A 22,498-nucleotide genomic window follows, 5' to 3' on the forward strand; every position below is an offset into this window, starting at 1 on the left:
TAAATCCCATAAATAGATCCTTTCAAAGGAGATGAGCGACCATTGGCCAGCGAGAATATCATCATTAAGGGTGCAAGGGCCCACAATTTGAAAAATATAGATATCACGATTCCCCGTGATAAATTCGTTGTTTTAACCGGACTGAGCGGTTCGGGCAAATCTTCCCTGGCGTTTGACACGATTTATGCGGAAGGGCAGCGCCGTTATGTGGAGTCGCTGTCCGCGTACGCGCGGCAGTTTTTGGGGCAGATGGAGAAGCCGGACGTCGACTCGATCGACGGGCTGTCTCCGGCCATATCGATTGACCAGAAGACGACGAGCCGCAACCCGCGCTCTACCGTCGGAACGGTAACCGAGATTTACGATTACCTGCGGCTTCTGTTTGCCCGTGTGGGCCATCCCCACTGTCCGGAGCACGGCATTGAAATCACGTCCCAGACCGTGGAACAGATGGTCGACCGGATTATGCAGTATCCGGAGAAGACGCGTCTGCAGCTGCTGGCACCGATGATTTCCGGCCGGAAGGGTGAGCACAAGTCATTGTTTACCGACGTGGCCAAGCAGGGCTTCGTGCGCGTACGGGTAGACGGCGAGCTTCGCGATCTTTCCGAAAATATCGAATTGGAGAAAAACAAGAAGCACTCGATCGAGGTCGTTGTCGACCGGATCGTCGTTAAGGAAGGTGTGGAGGCGCGCCTGGCGGACTCCATCGAGACGGCGCTGAAGCTGTCCGGAGGCCAGCTGCTGGTCGATATTATGGGCCAGGAAGAGCTGCGCTTCAGCTCCAATTTCGCCTGCCCGATCTGCGGATTCAGCATTGAGGAGCTGTCCCCGCGGATGTTCTCGTTTAACAGTCCGTTCGGGGCCTGTCCGGAATGCGATGGACTTGGCGTGAAGATGATCGTCGACCCTGAGCTGTTGATTCCGGACCGGGAGAAATCGATCGATGACGGCGCTTTTCTGGCGTGGACAGGCAGTACGTCCAACTATTATCCGCAATTTTTGAAATCGGTATGTGAGCATTACAACATTCCTCAGAATGTTCCGGTCAGCCAGCTGAAGGAAGAAGACATGAACAAGCTGCTGTACGGAACGGGTAATCAGAAGGTCCGCTTCCGTTACGAAAATGACTTCGGACAGCGGAAAGAAGCGTTTGTGGTATTTGAGGGCGTCATTCCCAACCTGGAGCGCCGCTACCGTGAAACGGCTTCCGAGGGCATCCGCGAATTTATCGAAAACTTCATGAGCGCGAAGCCGTGCGAAGTCTGCAAGGGTCACCGTTTGAAGAAAGAAGTGCTTGCCGTAACCGTTAACGACTACAACATGGCGCATGTGACGAGCCTGTCCATCGGCGAAGCGATGAAGCTGTTTGATCAGCTCGAGCTGTCCGAGAAGGAACGCTCGATTGCGAACTTGATCTTGAAGGAAATTAACGCGCGCCTCGGATTCCTCGTGAATGTCGGGCTCGATTACCTGACGCTGAGCCGGGCCGCGGGCACACTCTCCGGGGGAGAGGCCCAGCGGATCCGCCTGGCTACGCAGATTGGCTCCAGCCTGATGGGCGTGCTCTACATTCTCGATGAGCCGAGCATCGGTCTGCACCAGCGGGACAACGATCGGTTGATTTCTACGCTGGAGCATATGCGGGACATCGGCAATACGCTCATCGTCGTAGAGCATGACGAGGACACCATGATGGCCGCCGACTATATCATCGATATCGGTCCGGGTGCGGGTATTCACGGCGGCCGTGTCATCGCTCAAGGCACACCTGAGGAAATCATGAAGGATCCGAATTCCTTGACCGGCCAATACCTGAGCGGACGCAAGTTCATCCCGGTCAATACGGAACGCCGTAAGCCGGATAACCGCTGGCTGGAGATCCGCGGAGCGAAAGAGAACAACCTGAAGAACATCAATGCCAAAATTCCTGTGGGTGTCTTCACGGCAGTAACGGGGGTTTCCGGTTCGGGCAAATCGACGCTCGTGAATGAGATCCTGTACAAAACGCTTGCCAGGGAGCTCAACAAGGCGGTCAAGGTCAGACCCGGCCAGCACAAGGAAATTCGCGGGCTCGAGCATCTGGAGAAAGTCATCGACATCGACCAGTCGCCGATCGGCCGCACGCCGCGTTCCAATCCGGCAACCTACACCGGTGTGTTTGATGATATCCGTGACATTTACGCACAGACGAACGAGGCCAAAATCCGCGGTTATAAAAAGGGACGCTTCAGCTTTAACGTGAAGGGCGGACGATGCGAAGCCTGCCGCGGGGACGGCATCATCAAGATCGAGATGCACTTCCTGCCGGACGTCTATGTGCCGTGTGAAGTCTGCAAAGGCAAACGCTATAACCGGGAAACGCTGGAGGTTAAGTACAAGGAGAAGAGTATTGCCGACGTGCTTGAAATGACGGTGGAGGACGCGACGGAGTTTTTCAAAAACATTCCGAAAATCCACCGCAAGCTGCAGACGCTGCTCGACGTTGGCCTGGGATATGTCACATTGGGACAACCGGCCACGACGCTGTCAGGCGGTGAGGCGCAGCGTGTGAAGCTGGCCTCCGAGCTGTACCGGCGCAGCACCGGCAAGACGCTCTACATTCTGGATGAGCCGACGACCGGTCTGCATGTCGACGATATCGACCGTTTGCTGACTGTGCTTCATCGCCTGGTTGATTCCGGGGAATCCGTGCTCGTCATTGAGCACAACCTGGACGTCATCAAGACGGCCGACCACATTATCGACCTGGGTCCTGAAGGCGGCAGCGGCGGCGGAACGATCATTGCCTCCGGTACGCCGGAGCAAATCGTGAAGGTCGAGCAGTCGTACACAGGCAAGTACCTGAAGCCGATCCTGGAGCGCGACACGGCGCGCAGTGAAGCTTTGAAGGTGACGAGCTAATAGTGACCAGCTTGTACCAATGCCGTAACCAGAGTCAAGCGTGGAACGATTACGCTAAATAAGGATATAGGATCAGTTCATGTCTCCATTCCGCCGCGAGGCGGGGAGGCATGATTTTTTTTGTAATGAAGAAGGTATATGTTCTGGAGATTCTGTGTAAGTTGAACTAAAGAATACGATGTAAGCAAGGGAGTAAAATGATTCCGAAGAAGCGAAGCGGTCACATTTGGCTTTCGGATTTCTACCCTACGTGGGTTCCATAAAATCAAGAAATCCGAAAACAAGAGGGATCGTAGGGACATTTTACGTACTTGCCCCATCATCCAATTCAATTTATACCGTAAGAAATTTCCGCCTTTCCGATATCCATAGTCACAGAGTTGGATGAACGGCACTTCCGGAAATAAGCGCCATTTTTCATAAATTGAAGCCAACCGGGGTAATAATATTAAGGATTAGGATTCTACACATGCACATGGTAATTGATCCGAGGCGACAAGCCTCAATTACCAGAAAAAGGCGATTTTATGACAATTTCAATTTTTTACATCCGAAGTCTTGCATCTCATCGCCCAGAACGATAACATGTAGAGAGATATGTAAATTGAGCGAAGCCACAAGAGGAGGTCCAACCATGTTGCTTGCAGAAGCTGCTGCATCGGCTGCATCCAAATTCAATACCTTTGACGTATTCATGATCCTGTTTACGGTTTTGATCCTGATCGGGATTATCCGTCTGGTGAAGCAACCGGTTAAGAACAAATTTGCAATCGGATTCAGCGTGATTTGCTTGCTGGTCTTTTTAGCGTCCGACTTTGCTATGATCCAGAACTGGATGAGCTAAACAGATACAACTCCAACGAAATTGCGACGAATGAAGACACCTTTCGCTAACCGGCGGACAAGGGGTCTTTTTTTGTTTAAGCTCTTGGGATCTTGCTGTGGAAATTTCCTATTAAATATAGGGCTTCCAGCAATTGTACACGCCCGGTTTGTGTGATACATTGAGGCTATGATTCAGGTGAAAGGATAGACTCCGGGGATCTGCAGATCAAGATAAAGATAAGGTCAGGTGAGGGAATGAAACCGACGGGGAAAAAGTGGGTCATTACGCTGCTCAGCACGATCGTGCTCGTCAGTGGAAGCGCGGCGGCCGAGGCACAGAGCACAGGCAAAACGGCCACAGCGGCATCCAAGGCGGGACAAGCTGCGCAGAAGGTAAAAACAGCAGCATCAGGCGCATCTACAGCAAAGAAGGTCAACGTCCAGGTGGCAGCGGATCCGGTCCCGCAAATCGTCAAAGACATATCGCCTTCGGTTGTAGGGATTATCGGCCGCTCGACGGATACGACGCTGACGGGAGGCGCGACCAACCGCTACAATTTGGCGCACGGTACAGGAGTCATCGTGAAGTCCAGCGGTTGGATCGTTACCAACGCGCACGTGGTGAACGGACTGGAAGGTACGCTGGTCGTCACGTCCGACGGCAAATCGTATAGCATTGTGGATTCATACATAGACGAAACAAGTGATATTGCCTTGATCAAAATCAATGCCAAATCTTTAGTGCCAGCAGTCTTTGCCAAGTCCGCACAAACTGCGCAGGTAGGAGAGAAGGTCATTGCGATCGGTACGCCGATCTCTTTTTCCCTTCGTAATTCGGCGACGGTGGGCGTTGTCAGCGGTCTGAACCGGGGCGTGAACGCTTTTTACCGGCTGATCCAAAGCGATACGGCAATTAACCCGGGCAACAGCGGGGGGCCGCTCGTTAATATGCGGGGCGAAGTTATTGGGATCAACAGCCTGAAGTTCGCAGCCGTCGGCGTGGAAAATATGGGCTTTTCCATCCCTTCAGATACGGTGCAGTACGTGATGGGACAACTGTTCAAGTATGGGGAAGTGAAGCGCCCAAGCCTCGGATTCAACATGGAAGAGAGCTGGTCTGCCATTGTCGGACTGCCAACGGACGATCCGTTAACCGTAACGAAGGTCTTTTCGGATCAGGCCAAAAAAGCCGGCATTCAGGAAGACGACGTACTCTACAGCATTAACGGCAAGCGGGTGACCTCGGTCGTGGACATCAACGAAATGTTTAAGTCCTTTTTACCGGGGCAAACGGTTAAGCTGCTTATGCAGAGCGGCGGGGATATCGTGGAGCGGAAGCTGGTTCTGTCGCAGGCGGGCGCCGATGGTGACGCCTACAATGACGAGAGCGGACCGGGAGAGGAATTTTAATGGGGAAGAAGGGACAGTCACGGATGAAGGGAAGCGCATTGCGTAACATCGGATCGGCGGCACTGGCCGGCATCATCATGCTGGCAGCCGCATTGCCCGCGTGGGCGGATAGCAGCTCGGACAAGCTGACATTGCAGCTCAAGACGGGAAGCACTGCAGCGGTGATTAACGGGCAGACGGTACAAATTTTGAAGCCGTTCAAGAAAAATGGAACCGTAATGGTTCCGCTGGGCGTGTTCAGCAAAGCGTTCGGCAGCGAAGTAAAGCTGGAAAAAAACAATGTGGTCAAAATCGGATACGGCCCTCATCAGATCAGCCTAACGATTGATAGCCAGCTGGCCTGGGTGGACGGACGCAAAGTGAAGCTGGAGGCTGCCCCGTCCATGATGAACGGCACCCTGATGGTTCCGCTTCGTGTGGTGGCGCAAGGCATCGGAGCGCAAATGAATACAGGGTCGGCGGGGGAATGGGTGATTAGCCTGAAACCTTCGGAGGATGATGCCAGTCCGCAGGATCCGGGGATCGATTCGGATGTAGGCAAGACGAAAATCGGCAACAGCTACTACGGCTGGACGATGAATTATCCGAGCGGCCTGATCGTCGGCAGCGGCGATGAGACCGAGAGTATTGCGTCTTTCAACGATGCAGAGGAAAAGTATTACATTGAAGTCCACGCTTCCGATGTGGATGCGGATCTAAGCACCGATGATTTGCTGGATCGGCTGGTGGAGGACGCCAAAAAAGGTGGCGAGATGGTAGTGGACCGGGGGACCTTCCCGAAAGCAAAGGTGCCGTATGCCCGTATTGTGACCAAGGATGGGGACGGAACCTTCTGGGAGTGCCGGATGTATTCGGGCCATAATCGTCTGTACGAGCTGTATTTTGCTGATCTGCAGGCGTCCAACTACAAGGACCTGAATAAATATGCCGGGCTGCTGAACTCCTTCGATACCAGCTTTAATCCGGCGGATAAAACCGTGAAGGATCTGTCTACTGTCAAAAATGGCATGCGCGGCGTGTATAACGAGGACTACGGCATTGCTTTAGACATCCCGGCTGCCTGGAGCATGGACAATGCGGACATGTATTATGAAAGCAAGGACGGCAGCTACTTGAAGCTCAACGTGTCCACTGGACCCAAAGGCGACTCGCTTGAACAGTGGGGCGGACAGATGAAGAAATGGTTGGAGGAATCCTTCGTCAAAACTTCGTATGAGGTCGTCAATACTTACCCGCTGGAGGTATCCGGGGAACAGGCACTGGTGAACGAAGCCAGGTATAACTACGGTGACGGCTGGATCCGTGAATATGAAGTGATGATTTTGAAGGACGGTTACCGCTATTATGTGGAATATGCAGCTCCGGAAGACCAGCCGGCGGATGTGGCCAAGTTCAAGGATTTGATGAACGGGGTCAACATTGATTTTACCGTCGTACCGGAATCCTTCGGGAGTATGGAAGAGAATACGTTCCTGATCGATAAATCCAAGAGAACGACCAAAACGTCCAAAACCTATCAGTACCAAATTCGTATTCCGCAGTACTGGAGCGCGAATCGCGACCAGTTTGAGCTGTCGCCGGTGGAGTATCAGTTCGTGGGCGGACGCATGATGATCACGGCCGAGAAGGATAGCTCCTTTGAAGAGGCTGTAAGCCAACTGAAGGCGTTCTACAATGAAGCCGTGAAGTATCAGAAAGATCTGAAGCTGGAAAAGGTAGAGAACACGACCTTTGCCGGCGAGCCGGCTGTCGTCTTTTCCATCCATCAGGTGAAGGACGGCATTCCGTACAGCGCGCGCCAAATCGTCGTTCAGCATAACGGCACGGTATATACGCTGTCCGCGTCCCTGAATGACGCCAACGCCACGGATATTCAGAAGAAGACGCTGGATGAGACGCTGAATTCTTTTACGTTTACGAAAAAAGATGAAGTCAAAACCACTGCGGCTGCCGAATAACGTGAGATAGCTGCTGTAGCGGTGAAATTGCAGTGGAAAAATATGTGATCAGGAACCGGGATAGCCCATGGGCTGTTCCGGTTTTTGTTGTGGCTGGTGGGATCTGAGATGCATTAGAGGGTGATGGCTTTAGTTGTGAGGGCGGTCTGGGTCGTCATAGATGATCTGATGGCTTAAAGCTGTGCCGGGCGTCTGCGGAAACGTCTTAGAGGTGCTTTGGTTTTGCTGCATATGGAGTTTTTCACATCATATAAAGCACGCTGGCCCATAATCATGGTTTGCCCCTACCAAACACGGATAACCTGATAATATGCAAATGCGAAAATTGCTGCCTTCCTATGGGAATCGAGATAATTCGTGGGGATAGTAGAAGGATCAGAAGATGTCTGGTACACTAGATAAGTTAAAGCAGAAGTTGTGCTGGTGATTCTTTTCGTTAGGTCAGCAATGAGTACGAGAATTCTAGAATTTGAATCGGCAGGACCGGTTTGGGAGGATATAGATGAACAAACAGACATTAAGAAGGGAAGACGTGGAGCTTTTGGCGCCGGCCGGCGACTGGGACTGCATGCGTGCGGCGGTAGCCAACGGAGCAGATGCGATCTTTTTCGGCGTGGAAAAGTTTAACGCCCGTGCCCGGGCGAACAACTTCCGGATGGCGGAGCTGCCGGAGATCATGTCGTTTCTTCACAGCTATGGCTTGAAGGGCTTTTTGACGTTTAACATTTTGGTGTTTGAAAACGAGCTGGAGGATGCCAAAGAACTGATCGACGCCTGTATCGATGCGGGCGTGGATGCTGTGATTGTGCAGGATTTGGGGCTGGTGAAGCTGATCCGGGAAATTTCCCCGGACTTCCCGATTCACGGCTCGACCCAGATGACGATCACCTCGCCAGAAGCGGTGGAATTCACCAAGCCGTGGGGCATGGAGCGTGTCGTGCTGGGACGCGAAAACAACCTGAAGCAGATTCAAAAAATCGGGGAACAGGCGAAGCTTCCGATGGAAGTGTTCGTTCATGGCGCCCTGTGCGTCTCCTATTCCGGTCAGTGCCTGACGTCGGAGATGTGGGGCGGCCGCTCGGCCAATCGCGGTGAATGCGCGCAGGCCTGCCGCTTGCCGTACGACCTGATCGTGGACGGCGAGCAGAAGCCGATGGGAGATGTGGCTTATCTGCTGTCGCCAAAAGATTTGGCGGCCATCGATTTGATGCCGGAGCTGATCGAGGCGGGCGTTACGTCCTTTAAGATCGAAGGGCGCCTGAAGAGCCCCGAGTACGTGGCCAACGTGGTCAGCAAGTACCGCAAGGCGATTGACCGTTACTTTGACGGCGACAATACGCCGCCGAGCGAAGAGGAAATGCGCGAGCTGCAGCAGAGCTTTTCGCGCGGCTTTACGCACGGATTCCTCGAAGGCACGAATAACAAACAGCTGGTCGACGGCACGTTCCCGAAAAGCCGCGGTGTGTACGTCGGCCGGGTCGAAAAGATCCTGCGCGACGGCGTCGTCTGCAAGATCGAAGCTCCGCTGAAGCGCGGGGACGGCATCGTGTTCGACGCCGGCGACCCGACGAAGCAGGAAGAGGGCGGACGGATTTACGACCTGCGCCGCAAAGGCGTCAAGATTGACGGGGAAGCCGGTGAAGGCTGGATCGTGGACATCGTTCCGGGCCGGAGCGATGTGGACCTGCGTAAGCTGCATGTCGGTGACCGTATCTGGAAAACGAACGATCCGGCGCTCGACAAGCGCCTGCGCCAAACGTTCGAGACGGAGAAGCCGTACCGGGTGTTCCCGGTGCATGTGAAAGCCGTGGGCCATGCCGACGGTCTCCTGACAACCGTCTGGACCGACGTGCAGAAGGGCACGACGGTGCAGGTGGACTCGGAGATGGAGCTGGAAATCGCCAAGAAGCGGCCGATGGATTACGCTCTGCTCGAGGAGCAGTTCGGCCGCCTGGGCGGCACCGTCTACCAGCTCGAGAAGCTGGACGTCGACCTGCAGGGCGACGTCATCGTGCCGATGCGCGAGCTGAACAATATCCGCCGCCGTGCGGTGGAGCTGCTCGCAGGCGAGCGCCCGAAGCCGCCCGTGTACGTGAAACGGGCGGCGACTGTGTTCAGCGATGCCGCGCGCAGCGCATCGCCGGTGGCCCGCGGTGAGGCGAAGCTCACCGCGCTGTGCCGCAGCCTCCCGCAGGTGGAGGCTGCGCTTGAAGCCGGCGTAGAGATGATATACGCCGACTTCGAGTTCATCAAGCAGTTCCCGGCAGCGGTGGAAGCCGTTCATGCCGCCGGCAAGCGGATCGCGCTGGCGACGCCGCGCATCCATATGCCGAACGAGAACGGCTACCACAAAAACATTCTGCGCCTCAAGCCGGACGCCGTGCTTGTGCGCAACACCGGGGCGCTGTACTTCTACCTGCGCCACCGGATGGAAAACCCGGATGCCGATCATCCGCAGCTGATTGGCGATTTCTCGCTGAACATCGCCAACCACAAAGCGGTGGATCTGTTCCTCGAAGCCGGCTGTGACCTGGTCACGCCGTCTTACGACCTGAACATCCAGCAGATGGTCGATCTGCTGGAGCGCTCCAAGACGTCGCAGATGGAGATCGTCATCCACCAGCATCTGCCGATGTTCCATACGGAGCACTGCGTATACTGTACCTTCCTGAGTGAAGGCACCGACTTTACGAACTGCGGCCGTCCGTGCGAATCGCACCGGGCGTCCCTGCAGGACCGCATCGGAATGTCTCATCCGGTCCGCGTGGACGAGGGCTGCCGCAACACGGTCTACAACGCCATCGAGCAGTCCGGTGCCGAGTATCTGACGAACTTTATGGATCTCGGCGTCTCGAGCTACCGCGTCGAGTTCCTGGAGGAAACACCTGAACAGGTGCACGAGGTCATCGACCTGTACAACCGTGCCCTTCGCGGCGAAATCAGCGGCACGCAGGTGTGGAAGACGCTGAAGGCGACCAACCAGCTTGGCGTAACTCGTGGACAGCTGGTGAAATAAGAAAAAATAAATGAAGGCAGAATCCCGCTATGTTCGTGCGGATTCTGTCTTTTTTATGTGCTAATGCTTATGATAATGGCTTGTTTTTTCATAACTAAAATAATTCATTTCCTCGTGCTGGATGAATGGTGTATTGTATATATATGGAATTTGGAAGCGTTAATACAGCTTATTTCGATCCTCTCCTAAACCTCTCTGGCCCCACTCCCTAGAACAGTTTTCCCTAAGATGATTTATGACTTAAAAAGGGCGGACCAATAGATCACCCTACGGTTTGGTAGCACCATATATTAATAAGAATGAATTCAATTTTGGTTACTTACAAGACTACCATTAGGGGGCCTTCCGTGTGAAAGTGAATCAATTACGCTTAGCAGATGCCGTATGGATTGAACCTGTTGTTCATGGTGACAACCGGGGATTTTTTATGGAGGGGTATAACGAGGCTGTGCTGCGCCAGCAGGGGATTACGCACACATTCGTTCAGGATAATCAATCGCTCTCCGCAGAGGCGGGCGTCATCCGCGGCCTTCATTATCAATTGAACCCCAAAGCCCAGACCAAGCTGGTCCGCGTTCTGAGCGGTGCGATTTATGATGTGATTGTGGATATCCGGCGGGATTCAGCGACATTTGGAGAGTGGACCGGTGTGATTCTTAGTGAGTATAACAAGCGGCAGCTGCTTGTACCCAAAGGGTTCGCCCACGGATTCTGCACGCTGGTTCCGGGTACGCAGGTTCTGTATAAGGTGGATGAATATTATTCTCCTGAACATGACCGGGGCATCTTGTGGAACGATCCTGCGCTTGGCATCGACTGGCCGGTCTCCAGTCCGATCCTGTCGGATAAAGATCAGCGCCATCCTCTGCTGAAGGATGCGGAGCTTAACTTTTGATTACGACCAGGAGGGATCAAACGATGGGAAGGAAAATGCTCGTTACCGGCGGAGCGGGGTTTATCGGAAGTAATTTTATTATATACATGCTGCAAAAGTATCCTGAACTGGAAATCGTCAATATGGATGCGCTAACCTATGCTGGCAACCTCGAAAACCTCAGCTCCGTCCAGAATCATCCTCATTATTCATTTACGGCGACCAACATTACCGATGTGGAGGCTGTGGAATCATGGTTTCAGCAAGGGATCGATATCGTCGTCAACTTTGCGGCTGAATCCCATGTGGACCGGAGCATTCTGGAACCGGATATTTTTGTGAAGACGAATGTGCTGGGGACGCAGGTGCTGCTCGATGCAGCCCGGAAGTATGGGGTGACCAAATTCGTTCAGGTATCTACCGACGAGGTATACGGAACCCTGGGAGATACGGGACTTTTTACGGAAGAAACACCGCTGGCTCCAAACAGTCCTTACTCCGCGAGCAAAGCCGGAGGAGATCTCGTGGTCCGGGCCTATTATGAAACATTTGGACTGCCCGTAAATATCACCCGCTGTTCCAACAATTACGGTCCGTATCAGTTTCCGGAAAAGCTGATCCCGCTCATGATTTCCCGCGCCCTCAACGAGCAGCCGCTGCCTGTATACGGCGACGGGTTAAATATTCGGGACTGGCTGTACGTCGAAGACCACTGTTCTGCCATCGACCTTGTCATCCAACAGGGCAAGCCGGGCGAGGTTTATAATATTGGCGGCAACAATGAGCGGACGAACCTTCATATCGTCAGAACAATATTACAGGAACTGGGTAAACTGGAATCATTAATTACGCATGTTCAGGACCGGCCGGGGCATGACCGCCGTTACGGAATCGATCCTGGCAAAATAACGAGGGAACTCGGATGGAAGCCGAAGTACGATTTTGAATCCGGCATCAAGGAGACGATTCAGTGGTATCTGGATCATAAGGATTGGTGGGCGCGTATTCAGTCCGGTGAGTATCAGGATTATTACAAGAAGCAGTACGGTTCGCGTTTGGGGGACGGCTTATGAAAGTCCTTGTGACAGGGGCCGAAGGACAGCTTGGCCGGGATGTGACCGCCTTGTTCCAGCAAGCGGGGCATCAGGTTCTGGGCTGCGGGCGCTCCATGCTCGATATTACCCGTTGGGATGCGTGCCAGCAGGCCGTTAATGATTTTGGGCCGGACACGATTGTCCACTGCGCTGCCTACACGGCCGTGGATGCGGCAGAAACGGACATTGACGGGGCTTACCGGGTTAATGCGATCGGCACCAGGAATATGACGACGGCAGCGGAGAACTGCGGAGCCAAGCTGGTATACATCAGCACGGATTATGTTTTTAACGGAAGGTCTTCGGTTCCTTACCGAGAATATGACGAGACTGATCCCCAAAGCGTCTACGGCAAAACCAAACGGGCTGGTGAGCAATTCGTGCAGAGCCTGTCTTCCCGGTACTTCATCGTTCGGACCTCTTGGGTATATGGTGCGCATGGAGGCAATTTTGTCAAAACGATGCTGCGCCTCGGTCAAGAAAAACCCGTGCTGCAGGTCGTCAACGACCAGCTGGGTTCTCCTACGTTTACAGTAGATTTGTCCCGCTTTCTGCTCGAACTCGTCCAAACGGAGCAATACGGGATTTACCACGCCTCCAATGCGGGGCAGTGTACCTGGTTTGACTTCACCCGGGCTATTTTTGACGAAGCAGGGAAAGCTGGAATCCAGCTGACCGCCCGGCTTGAACCCTGCACAACGGCTCAATTTCCCCGTCCTGCTCCCCGTCCAGCATATTCGGTCATGGATCACATGGCGATTCGGGCCAATGGGCTGACTGATTTGAGGGATTGGCGGGAGGGGCTGCATGATTTTATTCAAGATCTATCTACCCAAAATCAAGGAATAGAGTAGATTAGAACTCTCTAATGAAAAGTTCGATCAGGCACCGGCTGCTGCGGTGCTTTTTCTTTTCCCAGCATTCCCCTCCCCCCTCATCGTTTGATACCCCTCCAGTCCGGGTAATCTCTACTTACTAATCTCTTTCTTCGGCTCCCAACGAATCAGACACGCTCCCCTCACGCTTAGCTGGTGAAAAGGATGTGATATCGATGAGGAAATGGGTGGCATTGCTGGCGCTGGTCGTAGCGGCCGGCCTGATGATGTGGGTTCCCCAGGGAAGCTCCAAGGACATCAACAACAATTTTACCGATTACCGGGTCATTTCCCACGCGATGGGCGGGATCCGCGAGCATGCGTACACGAATTCCTACGAGGCGTTTATTGCCAACTATGAAAAAGGAAACCGCGTATTCGAGGTGGATCTGCTTCTGACTGCAGATGGCCATTTGGTGGCCAGGCACGAATGGACGCAGTACATGACTGAGCTGCTGGGGCAAAAGGGTGAGCTTCCGAAGGACAAGCAGTCGGGGAGACTGACCTACAGCGACTTCAAGAACAGTAAAATCCTCGGCACATACGAGCCGCTGGATTGGTCGGATATTTTGGACCTGATGGAGCATTATCCCGATATTTATATCGTGACGGATACGAAGGAGCAGGAGCCGGCGGATATGCAAAAAGAGCTGGAGATCCTCGTAGATACGGCGAAAAAACGCGATCCCGCGCTGCTGGAGAGGGTCGTGCCGCAAATTTACGATCAGCCGATGCTGGACATGGTAAACGGTATTTATGAATTTCCGTCCATTATATATACGCTGTATGCTACCAAGGATACGGATCAGGAAGTCATCGATTTTGCTGCCAGCCATTCGATTGAGGCGGTTACGATCCCGGAATCCCGGGCGAAGCCTGATTTTCTGGCCAAGCTGAAAAAAGCGGGAATCACGGCTTATGTGAATACGATTAACGATCCTTCCGAAATTGGCAGGCTGCAGCGAATGGGGGTTACGGGCGTGTATTCCGACTTTGTAACGGAACAAGAGCTTGGAGACAACCGTTGGCTTGTTGCCCTCGGGTGGTAATTGCATCCAAATTGTTCATCGGATGAATCGTTTATGACCTGAAAGATATGCTTCTCTACCCGGAGCATATCTTCTTTTTTGTGTACGGCGGATTGGCGAAAAAATGTTCGCATTTTATGCGAACACAAATTGACACTCACCCGGTGCTGACATAGACTAGATTTATGAAGATTTGTCGTGGAGGAATGCCGTTTGATGCAAATGATTATGCCATGGAGGCATGTGTTTAAGCTTGATCCGGATAAGGAGATCTCCGATGAGGCACTGGATGCGGTGTGCATGTCCGGTACAGACGCCGTCATGGTGGGCGGGTCCAGCGGGGTAACGTTCGACAACACTGTGGAGCTGCTGTCCCGTATTAGGCGATATGAGGTCCCCTGCGTGCTGGAGGTATCCGATCTGGAGGCGATCGTACCGGGTTTTGATCTGTATATGATCCCCATGGTGCTCAATGCTTCGGATTCGGCATGGATCGTTGGCCATCATCAGCGGGCGGTGGAGGAATATGGATACATGATCCCGTGGGAGCTGCTTGTTCCCGAAGGATATATCGTCCTGAACGCCGATTCCACAGTTGCCCGCTTGACCGGTGCGCAGACCGAGCTGGATGCAGCCGGAGCAGCGGCGTATGCCCAGGTTGCGGACAAGCTGATGTCTCTGCCGGTTGTCTATGTGGAGTACAGCGGGACGTTCGGGGACATGGAGACCGTGCGTCACATTCACCGCTCGCTTAACGGGGCCAAGCTGTTCTATGGCGGAGGCATCAAGGATGCCGATTCGGCCCGTCAGGCTGCTGACGTCTGCGACACCATCGTCGTCGGCAACGCTGTTTACGAAGATTTGAAGCAGGCGCTGCTGACGGTTAAGGCCATTAAGGAATAAAAGCAAGTGGATTTAGACTGTTGTCGGTACTACCTCTAATCCCCAAATGCATATAACCGCTAACTGGTATAATAGATGCTGGCCGTTGGGCCACACTGCATACCGCTTTTATGATGTCCTATCATATTTGTGAATTTCTATAGCAGGAAGGAGCATGCACGCATGCAACCTATTGATATACAACAGGCAATACAACGACTGAACCCGCAGCAGCGCCAAGCCGTGGAAGCCACGGACGGCCCGCTGCTCATCATGGCCGGCGCGGGCAGTGGCAAGACCCGGGTGCTGACGCACCGGATCGCTTACCTTATCGCAACCCGTAAAGCTCCGCCTTGGGGGATTCTGGCCATTACGTTTACCAACAAAGCCGCACGCGAGATGCAGGACCGAGTAGCCAAGCTGGTCGGCAATGAGGGCCGGGACATTTGGGTGTCCACGTTCCACTCGATGTGCGTCCGCATTTTGCGGAGAGATATTGAACGCATCGGATTCACCTCGAACTTTTCCATTCTGGACTCCACAGACCAGCTGTCCGTTATCCGCAACTGCATGAAGGATCTGAACCTCGACACGAAAAAATTCGAGCCGAAGGCGATCCAATCCGTGATCAGCACGGCGAAGAACGAACTGGTGACGCCGGCGCAGTATGAACAGAAGGCGGGAGACTATTTCGAAGGCCTGGTCGCCAAGGTGTACACGATGTACCAGAAGCGGCTCAAGGCCAACAACTCGCTGGACTTTGACGATTTGATCATGGCTACGATCCAGCTGTTTAAGGAAGTCCCGGAAGTGTTGGATTTTTATCAGAAAAAGTTCCAGTACATTCATGTCGACGAATACCAAGATACGAACCGGGCGCAGTACATGCTGTGCCGGATGCTGGCCGACAGCCATCACCGGATTTGTGTTGTGGGCGACAGCGACCAGTCCATTTACCGCTGGCGCGGCGCGGACATCAGCAACATTTTGAATTTTGAAGAGGATTATCCGGAAGCGCGCACTATTCTGCTTGAACAGAACTACCGCTCGACCTCGACGATCCTGAACGCGGCGAACGAAGTCATTGGACAGAACACCGGCCGCAAACCGAAGAAGCTGTGGACCGATAAAGGCGAAGGCGCGAAGATTAAAGTATACCGGGCGGACTCGGAGCATGACGAAGGGTATTTCGTTACCTCGGAGATCAGCAAGAATGTAAACCAGGGCAAGTCGTACCAGGATCACGCCATCCTATACCGGACCAACGCCCAGTCCCGGGTAATCGAGGAAATTTTGATCAAGTCGGACATTCCGTACCAAATCGTCGGCGGCATCAAGTTCTACGACCGTAAAGAGATCAAGGATATGCTGGCCTATCTGCGCCTGCTCTCCAACCCGGATGACGATATCAGCTTGACACGGATCATTAACGTTCCGAAACGGAGCATCGGCGATACGACGGTGGCTAAGCTCGCGGCAGCGGCGGCCGAGCGGGGAGCGTCCATCTTCCGCGTGCTGGAGTTCGTTGACGACCTGGGCTTTGCCGGACGGACCCGCAATGCGCTGGTGGAGTTTTACGATATGATTTCGGCCCTTCATCAGATGGTGGAGTACCTGTCTGTCACCGAGTTGACCGAAAAAATACTGGAAATGTCCCAGTACCGGGTCGACCTGCAGCGCGAGAATACGCTCGAATCCCGGTCCCGCCTGGAAAATATCGACGAGTTCCTGTCTGTTACGATGGAATTTGAGAAGAATAATGAAGATAAGTCGCTGGTGGCGTTTCTGACCGATTTGGCGCTCATTGCCGACATCGACAGCATGAACGACAGCGAGGAGGACCGCTCGGACGCAGTTGTCCTGATGACGATGCACAGTGCCAAGGGGCTGGAATTCCCGGTGGTGTTTATCATCGGCATGGAGGAGGGTGTATTCCCGCACAGCCGAGCCTTCCAAGACAACGAGGAGCTGGAGGAGGAGCGCCGGCTGGCTTACGTCGGGATTACCCGCGCGGAGCAGCAGCTGTTCCTCTCCTGCGCGCAGATGCGCACTTTGTTCGGCCGGACGACGGCGAACCCGCCTTCCCGCTTCCTGGATGAGATTCCGGAAGAGCTGAAGGAAGATACGGTCGTTGCCCGTGACCGCTACCGCCGCGGAGGCAACATTGGCGGTTCTTATGGCGGCAGAGGTTTTGGCAGCGGCGGAAGCAACTTCGGCAGAAGTGCTGCGCCAACCTCGCAGAGCGGTTCCACGGCCACTTCGGTTGGCCGGGATAGCCGGGTGACGGTGACTACCTCCACACCGGCCAAAATGGCAGCGGCGAGCAGCACCTCGGATCTTACGGCCCTGAAGGCGGGGGACAAGGTCTCCCACGGCAAATGGGGCACCGGGACGGTCGTTTCGGTCAAAGGCAGCGGCAACGATACGGAGCTGCAGATCGCTTTTCCGGCGCCGGTTGGCGTGAAACGCCTTCTGGCCGGGTTTGCGCCGATCACTAAAGTGGAAAATTAAAATTATGAATCTATAGACGGAGGGATGACCCTGCATGGATCCGAAGTTGACCATGGAGCAGCTCGTAGCCGAGCTGAATAAGCACAATTATCAATACTACACGCTGGATGCGCCTGTCATTAGCGATAAAGAGTACGACGCTTTGTACGACCAGCTCGTTGCATTGGAGAAGGAGACCGGCGTGTCGCTGCCGGATTCTCCGACACAGCGTGTAGGGGGAGAGCTGCTCAAAGGATTTGTCCAGCATCGTCATCTGGCTCCGTTGTGGAGCCTGGATAAGGCCCAAAATATCGAACAGCTTGGCAGCTGGAACGCAAGGGCTGTAAGGCTGGTTCAAGACTATAACAAGAAAAACCCGGATAACCCTCTGCCCGAGCTGAGCTATGCGGTGGAGCTGAAGTTTGACGGGCTCACGCTCAATTTGACCTATACCAACGGAAGATTGGTTCAGGCGGCTACGCGCGGAAACGGTGTAGTCGGCGAAGGCATCCTTCCGCAGATCAAGACGATTAAGTCTGTGCCTTTGAGCATTCCATATAAGGACGGTACGATCGAGGTCCAAGGCGAAGGGATTATGAACCTCTCTGTGCTTGAGGAGTACAACAAGACGGCGGCTGAGCCGCTCAAGAACGCCCGGAACGGGGCGGCGGGAGCGCTGCGCAACCTGAATCCGAAGGTGACCGCCGAGCGCCGGTTGAATGCCTATTTCTACAACGTGGGCTATTCCGATAACATCCGGTTCGACAGCCATAAGGAAATGATGGATTTTCTGCGGGAAAATCATTTTAAAGTCAATCCGTACATCGCGTATTTCGATAACTTCGACGATGTGATGGAACAGCTTGCCGAAATTCAGGAACGCCGTTCCAGCCTGGACTATCTCATTGACGGAGCCGTTATCAAAATCGTCGACATGCGCACGCGCGAAGCGCTCGGGTATACGGACAAATTCCCTCGCTGGGCAGTAGCCTACAAATTCGAGGCGGAAGAGACGACGACCGTGCTGGAATCCGTCAGCTGGAACGTAGGCCGCACCGGTAAAGTGACTCCGCTTGCCCGGGTAGAGGCAGTAGAGCTGGCAGGTGTTACCGTTCAGAACTGTACGCTGAACAACGTGGGGGACATCGAGCGCAAGAACCTGAAATATGCGTTGGGCACGCGCGTGTTTATCCGCCGTTCCAACGACGTCATTCCGGAGATTTTGGGTAAGGTGACCGAAGAGAACGACGGCGGTGAAATCATTTATCCGGAGCACTGCCCGGCGTGCGGCTTCCCGCTGGAAATGCGCGGCGCCCATCTGTTCTGCAACAACAAGCTGAACTGCAGGCCGCAAATCATCGGGCGGATTACGCATTTCGCCTCCCGTGATGCGATGGACATCGAGACGTTCAGCGATAAGACAGCCGGACAGCTGTACGACGAACTGAACGTGCGCGAAGCAGCGGAGCTGTATGAGCTGACGTTTGAGCAGCTGGTGAAGCTGGATCGTTTTGGCGAGAAAAAGGCGATGAATCTGCTGGAGGCGATTGAGAAAAGCAAGGGAAGGGATCTCGCTTCCTTCCTGTACGCATTGGGTATTCCAAACACCGGTAAATCCACAGCCAAAATGCTGGCGGACCATTACCGGGATCTCCACGCCGTGATGAAAGCCGACATAGAGGAGTTAATCGCTCTTCCGGATGTCGGCGGCATTGTCGCTGAGAGCATCGTGAACTTCTTTGCCGATCCGTTTGTGGTGGCGGGCATCGAGAAAATGCTTTCCCTCGGCGTGCAGGCGAAGGCTCCTGAGGCACCTCAGGCGGTTAAAACCGACTCCTTCTTTAGTGGGAAAACGGTCGTATTGACCGGCACGCTGCACCAAATGACCCGCGACGAGGCGTCGGCGCAGCTGGAGGCGCTTGGGGCGAAGGTGACGGGCAGCGTCTCGGCCAAGACGGACCTGCTCATTGCCGGAGAGAAGGCCGGCAGCAAGCTGGCCAAAGCCAAGCAGCTCGGCATTCAGGTGATCGAGGACGAGGACGAGTTCATCCGTCTTTTGAACGAAGAATCGAACTAGTTATAGGACATGACCAACAAAGTCCTGGCTCATTGAAAAATGGGTCCAGGGCTTTTTCTTTTTACCTCATGCTGACATTGCTGTTTTGATCTTCGATGGAACTCGCATGAAGGGGCTCTCTGCATGAAGCCGGATTTCTGCTTGCAGTGGAGTTTTAAGGGAATGTTAAGGATTTCGCGGGTGTTTGTTAAGAATTGTCTGGTATCCTTTTGCGCATAGGTGGGTGAGTTTTCCGCTTTGCTGAGAGGAGGCCTGAGTTTTGAGAAAATGGTTAACGGTTCGGGCTGCTTATCTGTATACAGTGACGGGCAGCGCTTTGTTAAGCGGTATCGTTCTCTTTTTGACATACCATGTCTTTGTGTGGTCCTATGAGCATGTTTCGCCCGATTCATTTTTTGCCAGGCTGGCCCATGGTTTGGTGAACTATATTGGTAGAACGCCGATTGCCGCTGTTGTTTTTTTGATCGTGTTTGCCGGTTTGTTCATGCTTCGCTCGCAAAAATTTGCGGATGATATGAAACAGATCGTGAGAGCGGCGGAGGAGCTGGCAGATCGAGGATCCTTCCGTGAACTGAAAGTTGCCTCGGGTGGTGAGTTGAAGGCATTGGCGAGCCACTTACAAGGTATTCGTAGATGGATGACAACATCTTCAGCATCTTCAGCCGATCAAATATCCACACCGCCCATCCAAAACGAAACGACTCCGCTTTTGGACAACGAAGAGGTCATGGCAGTCATTTTGCGAATCAAATCACTGCTCCGCACATTGGAGGCTGCGGATTTGGACAGTCAGCGGCCGCCAGACTTCGATATGGAATCCGTGAAGCGGGAAGCGCAAGGATTGGAGAGGCTTCTGGAAAGCCTGATGACGGCGTCATGAACAGCCTTCAGGCAAAGGTTTTGCGTAAGGTGATGAGGGGGTTCTACCTCTCGTTCGATGTCGCGGTCATCGGTACGGTGATCGTACTGGCGGGTCTGTTTTATGTACATACGTACGGAGGCATCGTCGTGGGGCGTCATCCCGAGAAACTGGTATTGCCGGAGTCGAGCATCCTGGTGGCCTCGGATGGGACCAAGCTTCGAAAAATACCACTGCCGGAGTCGGGCTACAGGGCCAAGGCACAACTGGAAGATATGCCTGATTTGCTGCTGGACACTTTTTTGGCGGTGGAGGACCGGAGTTTTTATGGACATAATGGACTGGATTACAAAGGGATCGTACGTGCGGTATACACCAACTCCATCCATATGCGGATTTCGGAAGGCGGCAGCACCATTACACAGCAGCTGGCACGAAATCTGTATCTGAACCGGGATCAAACGCTGCTGCGCAAGCTGAACGAGGCTTCTATCGCTTTGTCGCTGGAGAAACGTTTGTCCAAGCATGACATATTGGAATTGTATTTGAATGAGATTTACATGGGGGATGGGCAATTCGGCATCAAATCTGCGGCGGAGCATTATTTCGGAGTGACGGATCTGAAAAAGCTCAGTGTGGCGCAAATCGCCTCCTTGGCTGCCATTCCGAAGGGACCGTCTATTTACAATCCGTTACATAAGGGCGACCTGCCCGTACAACGGCGAAACATAGTGCTCGGCATTATGAAGCGGCAAGGTCTGATTACCCATAATGACATGTCTGCCATGAATACAGAATATCAGCAGCCGGCGAAGGTTGATCCTCCTGTGTTGGGGGCTTCTTATATGGATGCTGCTCTCAAGGAAGCCTCACAGCGAACAGGCAAAACTTTGGGAGAGTTGAAGACGGGTGGGTATACCATCGTAACGGGGATGAATATGGCTGCACAGGCTGCACTGGAAGATACCTTCGCCAACCCGGGTTTCTTTCCGCCGGACGGAAAGGATCAGCAGGTTGAAGCAGCGATGGTGATTATGGATCATCGGACGGGAGAGATCGTGGCGCTGACCGGAGGCAGGCATCCTGCTGCAGGCAGTTTGAACCGGGCCGTGGTTGATGCCAGGCAGCCGGGTTCCGCCTTCAAGCCGATTATCGTCTACGGCCCGGCCCTTGAGAGCGGTAAATTTTCACCGGACAGCATGCTTCAGGATCGCAAGATAGCTTACGGGAGCTACAAGCCTCAGAATTTGGGCGGAGCTTATCAGGGGCAAATGACCATGAGGCAAGCGCTGCAGCAGTCTGTAAATGCTCCAGCCGTATGGCTGCTGCAGCAGGTAGGGATTACAAAGGCGACACAGTTCGCGGCGAAGCTGGGCATTCCGCTTACCTCTGAGGATGCCAATCTGTCCATTGCGCTTGGCGGCGTTCATTCCGGCGTCTCCCCCTTGAAAATGGCGCAGGCGTACAGCGTGTTTGCCAGCAGAGGGATTTATCGTGACGCGCATCTCGTACGGCAGGTTACGGATTCAAAAGGTCGGGTGCTGTATGCCTACCGTCCGGATGAGCGCCAAGTCATCTCGCACTCGGCGGCGGAAGATATGACGAGCATGCTGCGCGGTGTCGTGAACGAGGGCACAGGCATGAAAGCGAGGATGAACCGGCCGGTAGCGGGCAAAACCGGCACGACGCAGCTTGGCCTGCCCGGCGTCAGCAGCAAGGGAAACCGCGATCTTTGGTTCGTCGGCTATACGCCGGAATGGACCGGGGCTGTATGGATGGGGTTTGACAGAACGGATGCGGATAATTACATGATCGCAGGCAGCGGGAAGGCCGCCGCCTTGTTTTCAGCGGTCATGAGGAGGGGGCTTGAACGTTGATTGAAGGGCTGCCAGGAGCGAGTTATGTCCTTTTGGCGTCCGGAAGCCAGGCATTTTTATCGTAACCCCGTTCTTCCCAATAGCCGATATGGTCGCCTTGAATCAATTCAATCCGGTTTAACCATTTGACGGACTTATAAGTATACATTTGGGGAACGATCAGCCGTACCGGACCGCCGAGATCGCTTGGAATGGGCTTGCCGTCGTGCAGAACGGCCACCATAATGTCGTCCATGCGAGCCTGTTTCATCGTTATAGAGTCCGTGTAGACCCCGTCGCCCGAATAAAACTTCACGGTTTGTGCCGCTGGCTGAACCCCGGCTTCATCC

General features: G+C 53.8%; 15 protein-coding genes (1 of these 15 running past the window's edge). 14 read left to right on the top strand and 1 reads right to left on the bottom strand.

Going from position 1 to position 22,498, the window contains the following annotated elements; all coding sequences use genetic code 11:
- Nucleotides 1–42 precede the first annotated feature (42 nt).
- From uvrA to GCU45_RS19325, 14 genes are all read left to right on the top strand, one after another.
- Nucleotides 43–2,904 carry an excinuclease ABC subunit UvrA gene (gene uvrA, locus GCU45_RS19260; protein ID WP_152400007.1) on the top strand — a complete coding sequence of 954 codons (2,862 nt, stop codon included), beginning with the start codon at nt 43–45 and terminating at the stop codon, nt 2,902–2,904.
- Between the two features lie 634 nt (nt 2,905–3,538).
- Nucleotides 3,539–3,748 carry a hypothetical protein gene (locus tag GCU45_RS19265; RefSeq protein ID WP_152400008.1) on the top strand — a complete coding sequence of 70 codons (210 nt, stop codon included), beginning with the start codon at nt 3,539–3,541 and terminating at the stop codon, nt 3,746–3,748.
- A gap of 236 nt (nt 3,749–3,984) precedes the next feature.
- Entirely contained in the window at nt 3,985–5,139 is a 1,155-nt protein-coding gene (locus GCU45_RS19270) for a S1C family serine protease (RefSeq protein WP_152400009.1), read from the top strand.
- Entirely contained in the window at nt 5,139–7,097 is a 1,959-nt protein-coding gene (locus tag GCU45_RS19275) for a copper amine oxidase N-terminal domain-containing protein (protein ID WP_244364162.1), read from the top strand. Before GCU45_RS19270 ends, GCU45_RS19275 begins: the two co-directional genes overlap by 1 nt.
- A 502-nt stretch (nt 7,098–7,599) precedes the next feature.
- On the top strand, nt 7,600–10,113 hold the full coding sequence (locus tag GCU45_RS19280) for a U32 family peptidase (RefSeq protein WP_152400010.1): 2,514 nt from the start codon (nt 7,600–7,602) through the stop codon (nt 10,111–10,113).
- 349 nt (nt 10,114–10,462) lie between these two features.
- Nucleotides 10,463–11,008: a dTDP-4-dehydrorhamnose 3,5-epimerase gene (gene rfbC / locus GCU45_RS19285; protein WP_152400011.1), complete on the top strand. Its 546-nt coding sequence runs from the start codon at nt 10,463–10,465 to the stop codon at nt 11,006–11,008.
- A gap of 23 nt (nt 11,009–11,031) precedes the next feature.
- Nucleotides 11,032–12,060 (top strand): dTDP-glucose 4,6-dehydratase, encoded by a 1,029-nt coding sequence (rfbB, locus tag GCU45_RS19290; protein WP_152400012.1) that lies wholly within the window; start codon nt 11,032–11,034, stop codon nt 12,058–12,060.
- The gene (gene rfbD / locus GCU45_RS19295) at nt 12,057–12,935 is read left to right on the top strand and encodes a dTDP-4-dehydrorhamnose reductase (RefSeq protein WP_152400013.1); all 879 of its coding nucleotides are present in this window, start codon (nt 12,057–12,059) and stop codon (nt 12,933–12,935) included. The genes rfbB and rfbD overlap by 4 nt, the downstream gene beginning before the upstream one ends.
- A gap of 197 nt (nt 12,936–13,132) precedes the next feature.
- Nucleotides 13,133–14,005 carry a phosphatidylinositol-specific phospholipase C/glycerophosphodiester phosphodiesterase family protein gene (locus tag GCU45_RS19300; protein WP_152400014.1) on the top strand — a complete coding sequence of 291 codons (873 nt, stop codon included), beginning with the start codon at nt 13,133–13,135 and terminating at the stop codon, nt 14,003–14,005.
- A gap of 195 nt (nt 14,006–14,200) precedes the next feature.
- Complete coding sequence (locus tag GCU45_RS19305; RefSeq protein ID WP_152403209.1) at nt 14,201–14,887, top strand: heptaprenylglyceryl phosphate synthase; 687 nt, start codon at nt 14,201–14,203, stop codon at nt 14,885–14,887.
- A 162-nt stretch (nt 14,888–15,049) separates the two neighbouring features.
- A complete protein-coding gene (gene pcrA, locus GCU45_RS19310) occupies nt 15,050–17,377 on the top strand; it encodes a DNA helicase PcrA (protein ID WP_152400015.1) in 2,328 nt (775 codons plus the stop codon).
- A 34-nt stretch (nt 17,378–17,411) separates the two neighbouring features.
- Nucleotides 17,412–19,433, top strand: coding sequence for an NAD-dependent DNA ligase LigA (gene ligA, locus GCU45_RS19315; RefSeq protein WP_152400016.1), 2,022 nt, complete (start codon nt 17,412–17,414; stop codon nt 19,431–19,433).
- Between the two features lie 259 nt (nt 19,434–19,692).
- Nucleotides 19,693–20,313, top strand: a complete 621-nt coding sequence (locus GCU45_RS19320; protein WP_152400017.1) for a hypothetical protein — start codon at nt 19,693–19,695, stop codon at nt 20,311–20,313.
- On the top strand, nt 20,310–22,169 hold the full coding sequence (locus GCU45_RS19325; protein ID WP_152400018.1) for a transglycosylase domain-containing protein: 1,860 nt from the start codon (nt 20,310–20,312) through the stop codon (nt 22,167–22,169). The genes GCU45_RS19320 and GCU45_RS19325 overlap by 4 nt, the downstream gene beginning before the upstream one ends.
- Before the next feature lie 22 nt (nt 22,170–22,191).
- Here the strand turns inward: GCU45_RS19325 and GCU45_RS19330 are convergent, their stop codons facing one another.
- Nucleotides 22,192–22,498: the 3' portion of a molybdopterin-dependent oxidoreductase gene (locus tag GCU45_RS19330; RefSeq protein WP_152400019.1), read on the bottom strand. It continues 941 nt past the right edge of the window; the window shows 307 of its 1,248 coding nt (coding positions 942–1,248); the start codon falls outside the window, past its right edge — the gene reads right to left on this strand; the stop codon is at nt 22,192–22,194.

Source organism: Paenibacillus cellulositrophicus, assembly GCF_009363095.1.
In the GTDB taxonomy this organism is placed as follows: Bacteria; Bacillota; Bacilli; order Paenibacillales; family Paenibacillaceae; genus Paenibacillus_AQ; species Paenibacillus_AQ favisporus.

Coding starts and splice junctions, on each gene's coding strand:
- GCU45_RS19265 (WP_152400008.1), top strand. CDS start 3,539: ATGTTGCTTGCAGAAGCTGCTGCATCGGCTGCATCCAAATTCAATACC.
- GCU45_RS19270 (WP_152400009.1), top strand. CDS start 3,985: ATGAAACCGACGGGGAAAAAGTGGGTCATTACGCTGCTCAGCACGATC.
- GCU45_RS19275 (WP_244364162.1), top strand. CDS start 5,139: ATGGGGAAGAAGGGACAGTCACGGATGAAGGGAAGCGCATTGCGTAAC.
- GCU45_RS19280 (WP_152400010.1), top strand. CDS start 7,600: ATGAACAAACAGACATTAAGAAGGGAAGACGTGGAGCTTTTGGCGCCG.
- rfbB (WP_152400012.1), top strand. CDS start 11,032: ATGGGAAGGAAAATGCTCGTTACCGGCGGAGCGGGGTTTATCGGAAGT.
- rfbD (WP_152400013.1), top strand. CDS start 12,057: ATGAAAGTCCTTGTGACAGGGGCCGAAGGACAGCTTGGCCGGGATGTG.
- GCU45_RS19300 (WP_152400014.1), top strand. CDS start 13,133: ATGAGGAAATGGGTGGCATTGCTGGCGCTGGTCGTAGCGGCCGGCCTG.
- GCU45_RS19305 (WP_152403209.1), top strand. CDS start 14,201: ATGCAAATGATTATGCCATGGAGGCATGTGTTTAAGCTTGATCCGGAT.
- pcrA (WP_152400015.1), top strand. CDS start 15,050: ATGCAACCTATTGATATACAACAGGCAATACAACGACTGAACCCGCAG.
- ligA (WP_152400016.1), top strand. CDS start 17,412: ATGGATCCGAAGTTGACCATGGAGCAGCTCGTAGCCGAGCTGAATAAG.
- GCU45_RS19325 (WP_152400018.1), top strand. CDS start 20,310: ATGAACAGCCTTCAGGCAAAGGTTTTGCGTAAGGTGATGAGGGGGTTC.